Origin of the sequence: Helicobacter trogontum (genome assembly GCF_000765905.2) — a bacterium.
In the GTDB taxonomy this organism is placed as follows: domain Bacteria; phylum Campylobacterota; class Campylobacteria; order Campylobacterales; family Helicobacteraceae; genus Helicobacter_A; species Helicobacter_A trogontum.
The window spans coordinates 1-13,399 of record NZ_JRPL02000034.1; the positions used below are offsets into that span (position 1 = coordinate 1).

Sequence of the window (13,399 nt, forward strand, 5' to 3'; positions counted from 1 at the left end):
ACAAACAGAGCATTCAAACACAGCAAACACCATTGAACAAGGTTATAATGAACTTACCCTATCAAATATAAAAGATAATGAAGAAATCTATGTAAGAGCGCAAAAAGACTATAATGAATATATAAAACATAATTTCTCTCAAACCATACACAACAATAAAGATTCTAAAGTAAAAGGAAGTTACACAGAATCTATTACTAAATATCATAAGCAAGAAATATTAGGTTTAAAAGATGTAAGAGTTGGAGGAGAATATCTTACTAATGTAGCACTAAGTAAAGATACCATAGTAGGATTATCTCATACTCTAAACATAGGAGCTAGTAATAAACTAAGAGTGGCTAATGATAGTAGTGAGGTTGTTGGGGGAGATAGGAGTGTGGAGGTTGGAGCTAATCAAAACACTACCGTAGCTAAAGATGAAAATAGGAATATAAAAGGAAATAAAAGTGAGGTGGTGGAGGGAAGCCTAGATATAAGAGTGAGTAAGGATGTAAATATTAACACAGAATCTAATCATACACTAACAAGCACTGGAGCTATTGATATTTTTTCAAACACAAATACACATATCCAAAGCAAAGAGCAACTATCTATAAGTGCAAATAATACAGAACAACTATTTGAATCTGATTATAATATCAATGCTGGCAATCAAATAACTCACCAAGTAGGCGATACCCAAATCATTGCTAAGGGAGACTCTGTTATAATAAAAGCTGGTGGAGTTGAAGTCATTATAGATTCCAATGGACTTGTAGTTAAAGGTGGAGAGCTTAAAGCAGAGTAAAATAAATTAAAGGAGTTCTTATGCAAAAGTTTTTAATAGTTTTAGGATTGTGTTTAATGTTAGCCATTAGTGCTAATGCACAATCCCCAAAAGAAGCTAAACCTAGCTTTGATTGTGCTAAGGCAAAAAGCAAGGTAGAAAAGATAATATGTAGTGATGAAAGTGAGGAGTTAAAAAATTTAGATCGCTATATGGCTGAAGTCTATACACAATTAAGAAAAGAGTTAAAAATCTCTAAGTTTCCTGATAAAGAAAAAAGACTAAAAGATCTTTTAGATTCACAAAGAGCTTTTATTAAAAATTTGGATAAGGTTAATTCTATAACAGGTGCTTATGAAGAACGCATTACACAACTACTTAAACTTCTAGGAGAAGTGCTAGATTCTAATAATAAAGAATTATGTGAATATGCAAGAAAAGATCAATTTGATGAGAATAAATGGCAAGAAGTTCCCCCCTCTGTCAATCCTCCTTTTAGTATAGGTTTTTGTGCTTTTGGAGCAAATAATAGATATAGCGTTTATTCTTGGTATTGCACAGAAAAAAAAGAGGTCATAAAAGAAGCAATGGCAAAAGCTGTCAAAGAAAAAGAATTTGATTATGCATTTCCTTTTGTTTTTAAAAGAAAAATTGATATTAATAATGATGGGGTATTAGATAATGTAATTCTTTCACAAGGGCAATATTTTAGTGCACTTTGGATATATAAAAATGGTAAGCTAGATGCAAAAGCAAGTGGTAAAATCTATGGAGATGATTTACATTTTAGTGGAGCAAAAACTGAAGAAAAAGTTTGTATGGAATATGAGGTGCCTTGCATGGCACTTACTACATATGCTCTGCCAAGTAATAAAGTTTCAGGAATACTAAGAAGTTCTGAGTTTCCTATATTAAGCTATTTAACTTATGGAGTTATGGAATTTCAAGGCAAAAATTATATTACTCTTTGGAGTGGTAGATTTAATTTTGATGAGAATTCTACTTATCCAGAAACACGCATTTATCTCTTAGAAGGTAATAAAAGAGAGCTAAAATGTACTTATTAAAAGGAAATAATTGATGTTTGAAACAACAAAAAATACGGAATAAATTAAAGGAGTTCTTATGCAAAAGTTTTTAGTAGTTTTAGGATTTTTCTTAATGCTAAGTATTCATATTAATGCACAATCCCAAAAAGAAGCTAAACCTAGCTTTGATTGTGCTAAAGCAACTACAAAAGTAGAAAAGATAATATGTAGTGATGAAAGCGGGCAGTTGCAGAATCTTGATAGATATATGGCAAAGGCGTATAAAAAACTAAGACAGAATCTAAACAAAAATGAGCAAAATAAGCTTTTAACATCGCAACGATTATGGCTTCAAACCCTACATCAATGCGAATCTAAAGAATGTGTAAAAGAGCTTTTGCAAAATAGAGGTGGAGAATTGCAAAATTACACAGCACACACAGGCAATGTGTGGCTTGGGACTTATGAATTGCAACAAAATCTTTATTTTGGATGGTTTAAAATACAAAAATGCGATACAAATAATATTTGCGAAATCAAATATGAGGCTATCCTAAATAAAAGTGAGTTTAATGATATGCATATCTGCGAAGAAGTTGCAATGAAGCTCAAAATCAAAAATAACAATAAAGCCATTGCGTATTATGATGGGGAAGAAAAATGCAGATTGAACTTAGAGCTTAATAAAAACGGGATTTTAATCACAGAGCAAAAACCCAAAGATTGCTATATGGGCTGTGGAGCTGGGACAGAAATTAGTATAAATAGCTTATATCATAAGGAATAATCAATGCTTTATGATATTAAAGAATTAAATGAAAATGATTATAAAAAGAATGCACAAGACTTCTTATTGCCTTTGAAAATCTAAATTATAAACAAGAAAATGCTATACATATTGCAAAAAAATGTAACCATTGGTTATGGACTTGATTTGCTAAAATGCGATGGACAATCAAAAGATTTTTTACTAGATTATTTAGCAGATGATTCCAAGAAATTAGAAATAGGAAATGAGGAATTAACTTTTTATGGTATCATAGAAAAATATAGAGTCAATAAGACAGGTTTTACAGACCCAAAGATAGTAAGAGGCTATTTGCAAAATAAAGTATTTAATTTTTCTCTTACACAAGAACAAGTTTAAGAAGTTTTAGAAAATATGATTCCAATATATGAAAAGAGACTTTCCAATATAACAACAAATTATTTACCTTATAGTAGAGAAAGAGCTTCATTGCTATCTATGCGTTATCTAGGAAAAGGCATTGAAAACAATGGATTAATTAAAGCTATTAAGAATAATTCGAGATTTTTGTCTTGGTTTATTAGACGATATAAAATAAATATTAATACTTATTTGGGATATGTTACTAGAAGTTCAGATGAAGCAGATATTTATCTATCTAATCCAAATATCAATAAAATAAGTCTTATATTTGACATATTTTCTCACTTAAATATAAGGAAAGAAACCATTAGTTATAGGAAGTATAAATACAATGAAAATATTAAGAGTTATACCCCTCACAATAAAAAAGATATATTGTTAGAATTAGTGCTTTGGTATGAAAATGATTTAGATTTTATAAGATTTAATTCGGCGAATAAAGTTAACAACATAAGCAAAAGTAATATTACTAATATTATCTCACAACTCACCAAAAAACCTATCAATAATATCACCACCATCCTCCACCCCTACCTAACCTACATCAACCAAACATTTGCCAAAGGTGCTGTATTAGAATATACATTAAACAATATTTATGTTCTTAAAGAAATTAAAGATTGTGAGAATCTAAATGTTGCTTTATCTAATAGAAATGATACAAGGGATTTTACTCCACTGCTTATTATCTGCCTTAAACCAAATACACAATCACATCAAAATATTGACACTTATACCATAAAGCAACCAAACAATACATTTATAAGCATAGTAGTATTTGAGGGAGCAAAGCTTGATATGAGTACAATTGATACAGAAAAATCTGAAATTTTATATGCTAGATTGAAAGATGAAAGTAATATAGATGTAGTATTACTGCAGGGCTCACATCAATCAATGATTTTAGATTCTAAAGATCGTGGAAAAATAATATGAGAGATGTAAAATTGCAAGGACTTTATGGCATAAGTGATACAAGGCTAACACCGCATGCAACATTAATCAAGCAGCTACAAATGGCAATTTATGGTGGCTTAAAAATATTTCAGTATAGAGATAAAGATTCTAAAGATAATGAAATTGCTGGGCTTGTAGGAGAATTGCAGGCGATATGTAATGAAAATAATGTGCTTTTTGTGTTAAATGATAGATATGAACTTGCAATAAAGCTCGGAGTAAGTGGGCTGCATTTAGGTAGAGATGAAGTTTCATTGCTCTCAAATATCAGGAAATCTTTTGGGGGAATTATAGGCGTGAGTTGTTATGATAGTGTGGAGTTGGCACAAAGCTATGAGAAAGTCGGAGTAGATTATGTGGCTTTTGGCGCACTCTTTCGCTCACCTACGAAAGAAAATGCTACACCATGTCCATTAAGTGTTTTAACAAAGGCTAAATATGAGTTAGAGATTCCAATATGTGGGATTGGTGGTATTTGCGTGAATAATGCATCTTCTTTGCAAGAATGCGATATGATCGCAGTCATTTCAAGTCTATGGAATCTGGCATCACCCTGTAATGACATAGCATGTATAAAAGATTATGAATATATAACTTCTAACGCAAAAAGCCTTATAGCCGCATGGCAATCTAAAGGAGTGCAATGAAAAAGCTTACATATATTTTTGCAGGTTTTATTGGTGTATATGTGCTGATGAATATCATATCATTGCAAGGTGTTGTATATACGCATACAGAGGAGATGAATCAATATAGCGAATATAGAAGCAAATATGCGCGTCCAGTGAATGAATGGGAAAAACCAAACATAGATAATGGAATCTATTATGAAGAAATGCAAGCTTTACCTAAGATTGCAAGAGATACCAAAGAAAATCCATATACAGAAGCAAAAATGTTGCTTGGTAAAAAACTTTTTTTTGAACCAAAACTTTCAAAATCAGGACAGATCGCATGTGCAAGTTGTCATAATCCAGAATTAGCTTTTGGTGATTCTGTAAGGACGAGCTTTGGGCATGATAGACAAAGAGGAAAACGCAATGCACCAAATATTATGATGAGTGGCTTTTTTGATGAATTATTTTGGGATGGACGTGCTAAAGGCTTAGAATCTCAAGCTCTTATGCCTATTGTAAACCCCATTGAAATGGCTCATGAACTCGTAGCTATGCAAAATTATATTGCAAAAACGCAAGAATATTATCCCTTATTTCTGTTGGCTTTTGGAGTGAGTGAAAGTCAATATGAAATCTTAAGGATACAATCTAAAGATGAAGCAGTAAGGAGAAAGGAATTTGATAGAATCTTATTGGATTTATTAAAGGCGGATCGACAAAATAAAAATCTAGATTCTATACTACAAAGTCAGGCTTTAACAAAAGAACAGATATTAGCAGCAAAAAAACTCATCACACAAGAAAATATAGCAAAAGCTATTGCAACTTATGAACGCAGTATTGTGCCTAAGAATACTAGGTTTAATCGTTTCTTAAATGGAGACTATAAAGTTTTAAGCAATCAAGAAATCTATGGGTTACATATATTTCGCACAAAGGGGCGATGTATGAATTGCCATTATGGAGTGGCATTAAGTGATGGAAAATTTCATAACATTGGCTTGAGCTTTTATGGCAGGAAACTAGAGGATTTGGGGCGATATGAGGTAACAAAAGATGAAAAAGATTTGGGTGCTTTTAAAACCCCATCACTCATTGCAGTTTCAAAAAGTGCACCCTATATGCACAATGGTATATTTCCTACATTGCAAGGTGTCATACATATGTATAATGCAGGGTTTCCCACACAAACAATAAGACAAACTAGCAAAGCAGTGCCAAAGACTTCAGAACTCATACAACCCCTAAAACTCAATAAAGAAGAGATGGAAGCTTTAGAAGCATTTTTGCTTACATTGTAGCCTACTTTCATAGCTAGAAGGCAAGCTATATTACTGGTTTTTATATTCAGCAAAGCGATTAAAGTGGAACATGTAGAATTAAATAGGCCTACAATCAGAAAGTAAAACAAGCGTTGTAATGTGTAACTTTGCAAAATGATGTTATACTTAACGCTTTGATTATTGGCAGTCATTTTGCTATAAAATTACGATTGATTGAGATGAATTTATTAGTGAAAGGAGCAGTACATGAAATATGCTTTTATTTATCCTGGACAAGGTTCACAAACACAAGGCATGGGTAGGGACTTTGTTGATAATTTTCCTGTTGCAAAGGAGCTTTTACAAGAAGCAAGTGATACGCTAGGTCAGGATATGGCAAAGATACTCTATGAAGATGAGACAAAGCTGAATGAAACACAATATACCCAACCCGCCATCTTTCTTGTGAGTGCAATGGCGCATCGTATTGCGGTAGAGGAATATGGAATACAAGCAACACTTGCCTTTGGGCATTCTTTGGGTGAGGTGAGTGCATATTGTCTAAATGGTGGTGCAAACTTTGCAGATTCTATATATCTAACGCATAAAAGAGGGCAATTCATGGCAGAAGCATGCAAGGGTAGGGCGGTTGGCATGATGGTATGTCTAGGACTTGCTACAAATGTGTTAGAAGATATTTGCAAGAAAGCTCAGGATTCTTCACTGCAGGTTTGGGCGGCAAATTACAACATGGAGGGGCAGGTTGTATTGGCTGGGATCAAAGATGATTTGGAAGCTCTTAGTACTACTTTAAAAGAAGCTGGGGCAAAACGCACACTTTTACTCAAAATGAGTGTAGCAAGTCACTGTCCACTATTACAAGATTCTATACCGCCTTTTCAAGAACTTCTAAATAAAAGCATTACAAATACTCAAGTAGATATTATCTCAAATGCAAACCTTGATATTTATAATACAAAAGAAGAGGCTTTGCAGAATCTGACGCAGCAGCTCATAAAGCCTGTCTTGTATCACCAATGTGTGCGAAGAGCAAAAGAGCTTGGTATCACGCAATTTATAGAATTTGGTAATGGCAGTGTGCTTGCAGGGCTTAATAATAAGATTAGTGATATACCTACAATAAGTATCAATTCAGTGCAGTCTTTGCGGCAGCTTGGGTCGTTATAATGGTAAAAATGCGACAGAGACACCTTTGCGTGTTTGAGTTTGAAAAAGGCTCGTTTGATGAGATTCTTGCTTACATTCAATATAATGCAGATTTTATGCGAGATAGGTTACTTGCATTTCATGATGATATTACGCCAGAAATACGCGAATTTTTATGTGGTTTGGGGGCTATGCCCTTTAAGATTGAGAATCAAAAGATACTACAACAAGGCAAGGTAAAACAACTCACAATAAATCCTTCTGTTCAAAAACAAAGTGTGATGCAAGGATCACTGCATAATGAAGGTATGCAAAATGCTGCAATAAAAAAGATTAAAATCACTTTGGATTCTAATGATTTAGCACATGTTGTTATCAATAATAGTGAAGAAGAAGATTTAAATCAAAAAGATTTAGATACCAATTCTTTAGATAATGTTACCATAGGTAATATCCCAGAAGATTTTATATCTGATTCTAAGATTGCACAATATAATATCAAATCACAAAAAGATAATGTGGTGCAAAAAAACCTACCCAACAATAAAGAAACTATGCCTATGGTAACCTTTAGACGCACCATTCGTAGTGGTGAGGAAATAATTTTAGAATCTCATGCTGCTTTTATTAGAGATATACACGAAGGAGCATTGATAAAAAGCAGTGGAAATTTACATATTTATGGTAGATGTCATGGAGTATTAGAATGTTTTGGCGATTATATTATTATTGGAGAATTTGACATGGGTAGAATTTCTTTGCAAAATATCATTTTGGAAGGAAAAATGCTTGAAATGGTAAAAAGCAGTAAAAAACTAAAAATGCTTACCATAGAACATGGCGAGATATCTCTATGCGAGCTTCTATGAAAGGATAAAACATGAAACAGCGAACAATAACAAAAAAAGTAGAGCTTGTAGGTATTGGACTACATAAGGGTGTGCCTGTGAAAATGATATTAGAGCCGCTACCAAGTGATAGTGGTATTGTCTTTTATCGTAGTGATATGGGAGTTAGCATACCACTTAAGATAGAGAATGTCATTGATACTACTATGGCAACAGTTATTGGCAGAAATGGAGCTAAGATCTCTACAATAGAGCATTTGCTATCAGCTATCCATGCTTATGGTATTGATAATATTCGCATCATACTCGATAATGAGGAAGTGCCTATTATGGATGGGTCGAGCATAGGATTTTGTATGTTATTGGAAGAAGCAGGTGTGCAGGAATTAGATAAGCCTAAAAAGGCTATTGAGATTAAAGAAATTGTTGAGGTAGAAGAGGGTGGTAAGTTTGTGCGACTTGAACCAAGCGATTCTATCACTTTTGATTTTACTATTAAATTTCCACACCAGGCTATAAGAGAGCAAAGTTATAAGTTTGAATTTAGCACACAGAAATATAAAGAAGAGATCGCAAGGGCTAGGACTTTTGGTTTTTTACAAGAGGTAAATCAGCTTCGTGCGATGGGATTGGGGCTTGGTGGTAGCTTTGATAATTGTATTGTGCTTGATGAGAAAGGGATTATGAATAGTGAAGGTTTGCGGTATAAAGATGAGTTTGTGAGACATAAAATACTAGATGCAATCGGTGATATGTCTTTGCTTGGTATGCCAGTCATTGGTGGATATATCTCTTTTGCGGGTAGTCACAAGCTTAATCATTTTTTAACAAAAAAACTTCTAAGCTCTGCTCATGCATATAGTATTGTAGATTTACAAGTAACAGCAAAAGCTACACAAAAAGCATTTGTTCCTGCAAAAATTAAGGCTTAGTGTTTCAACCACAAAGCATTACCTCATTTATATCTATTGCTGCACTATCTTTTGTGTGGAAAGTGCGTTGGGTGTATGATACATGAAAGCCCCCTAGTTTTTATTTAATTTGTAGAGTTTAGTGTTATAGCTCATAGTGTTCATAGTGTTAGTGTTTATGTATATTTAGATCATACAGCTCAATGTGAATTGATCCATGTGTTAAAGAGTAGAATCTGTTTGGATTGTGATTTTATGATACATAAATATCATGCGTGATTTAAAATAAGCGTCTAGCGTCTTAAAGATTATAAACATTAGTATTTTTTGGAATAATTGATACATTTTTTTGTATTATGTTGTGAGATTGATGGGTATAAAAGTAACAATAGATTACTTTTACTTCCTTTTCATTATCAATTAAGTTGCATTTTTTTGAAATTGAGATTATATTAAATTAACCAAGTGTTAATAAGAAACACAGAGAAGGAGAATAGGATGCAAAATGTTGATGAAGATAAGGTGTTTGCAACGCAAATATTTAAGCCAAACCGAGAGTTTGCTAAACAAGCACGGATTAAAAATATGTGTGAATATGAAGAGCTCTGCTATGATGCAGAATCTGATTATGAGGGTTTTTGGGCGAAACAAGCTAGAGAAAAGATTCACTGGTTTAAAGATTTTGATCGTGTTTTAAATGATGATAATGCACCCTTTTATAGATGGTTTGAGGGTGGCAAACTAAATGTTTCTTATCAATGTATTGACAGGCATTTGAAAACAAAGAAAAATAAAGTTGCCATCATTTTTGAGGGTGAAATGGGTGATTATAAGGTCATCACTTATCGCAAACTTTATACAGAAGTAAATAAAACTGCAAATTTATTGAAAAATCACTTTGATATTAAAAAAGGCGATAGAGTTGTGCTCTATATGCCTATGATACCAGAAGTTGCTATCATAATGCTTGCGTGTGCTAGAATTGGGGCTATTCATAGTGTCGTGTTTGGTGGATTTAGTCCAGAAGCATTAAGAGATAGAATCCAAGATGCAGAAGCAAAGCTTGTTGTTACAGCAGATGGTGCTTTTAGGAAAGGAAAGCCTTATATGTTAAAACCTGCGGTAGATAAGGCTTTGGAAAATGATGCATGTCCAAGTGTAAAGAAGGTGCTTGTTGTAACACGTAATGATTGTGATATAAATTATGTGAGAGGGAGGGATTACTCATATAATGAGATGGTAGCACATGAGAAAAGTATATTTACGCCAGAGCCAATGGATTCTGAAGATCCACTATTTTTACTCTATACAAGTGGCAGCACAGGTAAGCCAAAGGGTGTACAACATAGTAGTGCTGGCTATATTCTCTATGCCCAAATGACTATGGAGTGGGTTTTTGATATTAAAGATTCTGATAATTTCTGGTGTACTGCTGATGTTGGTTGGATTACAGGACACACTTATTTGATTTATGGTCCTTTAGCATGTGGGGCTACAACTATTATCTATGAGGGCACACTTGCATATCCAAATTATGGGCGATGGTGGCAAATGATAGAGGAATACATGGTAGATAAATTTTACACTTCTCCAACTGCCATTCGTATGTTACATTCGCATGCAGAGCATGAACCAAGAAATTATGATTTAAGTTCCTTAAAGGTTTTAGGTACGGTTGGTGAGCCTATTAATCCTACTGCGTGGAAATGGTTTTATGAGGAAATTGGTGGCAGTCGATGCCCCATTGTGGATACGTGGTGGCAAACAGAAACAGGTGGCAATATGATTACACCATTACCAGGTGCAACACCTATCCGTCCTGGTTGTGCTACTTTGCCATTACCTGGAATTATTGCAGAAGTTTTACATGAAGATGGCACAAAGGCAGCACCTGGAGAACAAGGATTGCTTTGCATTACAAAGCCATGGCCATCAATGATTCGCGGTATCTGGGGGGATCCAGACAGGTATATTGATAGTTATTTTAAGCAAGTTAAAAAAGATGGTAAGCCAGTATATTTTTCTGGTGATGGGGCGATTATTGATGCAAAAGGCTACATTACCATCACAGGAAGAACTGATGATGTTGTCAATGTTAGTGGGCATAGGATTGGCACTGCAGAGATTGAGGCTGCTATCGCAAAGCACCCAAGTGTTGCAGAGAGTGCATGTGTAAGTAGGTTGGATTCTATCACAGGAGAGAGCTTATTTGCCTATATCGTGTTACATGAGGGTGTGGTCGATAATGCTGCTGAAGAGCTTGAGATTATGAAAGAAATCAATCGCATTTTAAGCAAAGAAATAGGCAATATTGCAAAGCTTGGGGCAGCTTTATTCGTGCCAGGGCTACCAAAAACTAGAAGCGGTAAGATTATGCGTAGAATTCTAAAGGCAATTGCTAGAAATGAGGCAGTTACACAAGATGTGAGCACATTAGAAGATTCACATATTGTGGAAAAAATAGTACAAATTGCAAAAAATGCAGAATAGTTTGGATAATTTTGTAATGCTTGATATTGCAAGAAATACAGCAACGTGAAACCAGTGGTATATCGCATACTATATTAATAATATTGTTGTAGAACGCAGATTGAAGGTATTTTGTTTAAGGCTGAAATACTTTTGTGAGCATGTTGACGTATTACTTTGTGTTAGCATATTAGTTTTGGGTTATGGTTTTAAAGACTTGTGAGATCAGTCCAGTATTTATCAACTTTTGCTTGGTTATTATTTTTTAGAAATATTAACTTTTAGCTAAAGATATTTAGAAGAGACCGCCCATTTATGTTAAGAGCCTTATTTTTGATCGTATTTTTAAAAAGGATTCTGTATGAAAAAAACATGTAAAAGCATCTGGTGTATGGGTGCGTTGTTGTGTTTCGTTAATATGGGTATAGCAAAGGATGGTTTTTCTATCGGCGGCGTGGTTGCTATCGACAATAAGAGTACAGGAGGTGGCTTTGAGGTGGGATTTCCATTGTTGCAAAAAGGTCTTAGTATCCGCAATTATATAAGTATATTGACTTATGCAGCAGAAAATGCAAGCCCACGTTTATTGTTGCAGGAAAAAATAACATTTGGTGGTCCAAGAGATTCTGGTGTGGCTAGGCTATATGGCTTTGTTAGCGGTAGTTTTGGGCTTATCATGCAGGGACAAAAAGATATGTTTAGATCACCATTTGCATGGGAAGGTTTTGTAGGTGGTGGAGCTGATATTTATGCAGGTGAACATGCAAGCGTGTTTGTTGAAGCTGGTGGAGGTCTCAGTGGAGATACTTTAGGCGTTATGCAAGGGTTTGGTAGGATACAGGTTGGATTCCGCGGCTTCTTTTAGTTTGAATTGTTAATCATTGTAATTATGTATTGCAATGACTATAAACGATTGCTTACACGATTAAGGTAGAGAATGGGCCTGTCGGTAGGCGTAGTTCTCACACTTTTAGTATACTTCAATGTATTTTTCTGTATTCTTTGGGAAATCACAATTTTACTCGCAATATTATTATGGAGTTTTGGATTATATAATTACCTAGTCAAGCTTACTTAGTGTTTTATGGATTGCGTATTGGCAAATAATAAGTTTTATTTAGCTAAATTTAAAAATATGGTTTAATGATATGTTATTTAAAGCCAAACATTCAGAATCTTAGTTTGTATGTGTAGCTTTAGAATTTTTAATATATTGGACAACCACACACAAAATTATTGAACAGAATCTAGTGTAGAAATTTTTGCTTTTAAATAACCTTTTAGATACTTGTATGCAAGGGATTATAAAAGTCTTAATGTTGTTATTTTATGCTTGTATTTGTAACTATTTTTGAGTTATTGAGGTGGTTTTTTATAGGCTAAGTATTTTTTATATCCTTGCTATCTTTAAACCTTGCTATATAACTCACTTCATTTAAAAGATATACAAGAGAAAATATCTTTTCTGGCGGATTTGATGTATTTTTATCGTTCTTTTTTTGCTCTTTGTATTTGTTTTTAACTTCACTCAAGACTACTTCATTCACTTCCCTTAGGGAATTGTCATTCCATTGCATAAAGTCATTAAATAAAGCCGTGATAAGCTGGTATTTGCCTTTGTTTTTAGCAGCCTTGTATCCTATGTAATTTAAGGTAGCAGGATCTTGTGGTTTAGATTCTAAGTCCTTAATACGATTTGAGAGTTTTTCTCTATTTGCCTCCAAGTCTAAAAGATAATCATAAAAATACAAGATAACCACAGAGTTTTTGATAGAATGACTATCCATATCATCTATATCTATGCCAATATTAAGATAATAGTGTTTACCTTCTATATCTTCCCCTAGATTCTGAACAAGACTCTTTTCCTTGTTGTTTGGATTATTATCACTATCAGTTTCTATATGATGAGTTGGCAATCCTATATCTACACCTTGCCTTTTTTCTCTATGAAAGTGGTAATTATCTATAAGATTGTTATATGCATTGACGTATAAAGAATCTATTTCTATAAAATATAGCTTATAAGTCTTTAGCAATGATCCATTTTCTTGTATAGTCCTAAGTTCTACTTTTAATCCTACCCTATATTCTTGGTTATATTTAAACCCAAGAAATCTTTTCAGCTGTTCTGTGATAACTAATAATCCATCTGAATAACTAGCTTTTATCCCAAAGCGTTGTAACTTTTTGATAAATC

At 33.7% G+C, this 13,399-nt stretch carries 12 protein-coding genes and 1 pseudogene; 12 read left to right on the top strand and 1 reads right to left on the bottom strand.

Annotation, left to right across the window (positions count from 1 at the left end):
• The 12 genes from LS81_RS09565 to LS81_RS09620 all read left to right on the top strand — a co-directional run.
• On the top strand, positions 1-790 hold a 790-nt coding region (locus tag LS81_RS09565; protein WP_138069907.1), incomplete at its 5' end, for a bacteriophage T4 gp5 trimerisation domain-containing protein.
• A gap of 20 nt (positions 791-810) precedes the next feature.
• Positions 811-1,836 carry a lysozyme inhibitor LprI family protein gene (locus LS81_RS09570; protein WP_138069908.1) on the top strand — a complete coding sequence of 342 codons (1,026 nt, stop codon included), beginning with the start codon at positions 811-813 and terminating at the stop codon, positions 1,834-1,836.
• A gap of 58 nt (positions 1,837-1,894) precedes the next feature.
• Positions 1,895-2,584 (top strand): lysozyme inhibitor LprI family protein, encoded by a 690-nt coding sequence (locus tag LS81_RS12110; RefSeq protein WP_233715970.1) that lies wholly within the window; start codon positions 1,895-1,897, stop codon positions 2,582-2,584.
• Positions 2,585-2,683: 99 nt separating this feature from the next.
• Positions 2,684-2,944, top strand: a complete 261-nt coding sequence (locus LS81_RS09580) for a hypothetical protein (protein ID WP_034346667.1) — start codon at positions 2,684-2,686, stop codon at positions 2,942-2,944.
• Between the two features lie 15 nt (positions 2,945-2,959).
• On the top strand, positions 2,960-3,904 hold the full coding sequence (locus tag LS81_RS09585; RefSeq protein ID WP_104696579.1) for a hypothetical protein: 945 nt from the start codon (positions 2,960-2,962) through the stop codon (positions 3,902-3,904).
• Entirely contained in the window at positions 3,901-4,572 is a 672-nt protein-coding gene (thiE, locus tag LS81_RS09590; protein WP_034345762.1) for a thiamine phosphate synthase, read from the top strand. The genes LS81_RS09585 and thiE overlap by 4 nt, the downstream gene beginning before the upstream one ends.
• The gene (locus LS81_RS09595) at positions 4,569-5,843 is read left to right on the top strand and encodes a cytochrome-c peroxidase (RefSeq protein ID WP_034345765.1); all 1,275 of its coding nucleotides are present in this window, start codon (positions 4,569-4,571) and stop codon (positions 5,841-5,843) included. The genes thiE and LS81_RS09595 overlap by 4 nt, the downstream gene beginning before the upstream one ends.
• 228 nt (positions 5,844-6,071) lie before the next feature.
• The gene (fabD, locus tag LS81_RS09600) at positions 6,072-6,992 is read left to right on the top strand and encodes an ACP S-malonyltransferase (RefSeq protein WP_034345768.1); all 921 of its coding nucleotides are present in this window, start codon (positions 6,072-6,074) and stop codon (positions 6,990-6,992) included.
• Positions 6,992-7,840, top strand: a complete 849-nt coding sequence (locus tag LS81_RS09605; RefSeq protein WP_034345773.1) for a hypothetical protein — start codon at positions 6,992-6,994, stop codon at positions 7,838-7,840. The genes fabD and LS81_RS09605 overlap by 1 nt, the downstream gene beginning before the upstream one ends.
• An 11-nt stretch (positions 7,841-7,851) precedes the next feature.
• Positions 7,852-8,751: a UDP-3-O-acyl-N-acetylglucosamine deacetylase gene (gene lpxC / locus LS81_RS09610; RefSeq protein WP_034345775.1), complete on the top strand. Its 900-nt coding sequence runs from the start codon at positions 7,852-7,854 to the stop codon at positions 8,749-8,751.
• A 477-nt stretch (positions 8,752-9,228) separates the two neighbouring features.
• Complete coding sequence (gene acs, locus LS81_RS09615; RefSeq protein ID WP_034345777.1) at positions 9,229-11,220, top strand: acetate--CoA ligase; 1,992 nt, start codon at positions 9,229-9,231, stop codon at positions 11,218-11,220.
• A gap of 340 nt (positions 11,221-11,560) precedes the next feature.
• A complete protein-coding gene (locus tag LS81_RS09620; protein WP_034345779.1) occupies positions 11,561-12,064 on the top strand; it encodes a hypothetical protein in 504 nt (167 codons plus the stop codon).
• Positions 12,065-12,578: 514 nt separating this feature from the next.
• Here LS81_RS09620 and LS81_RS11370 read toward each other — a convergent pair.
• Positions 12,579-13,399 (bottom strand): annotated as a pseudogene (locus LS81_RS11370) (hypothetical protein); the annotation flags it as partial.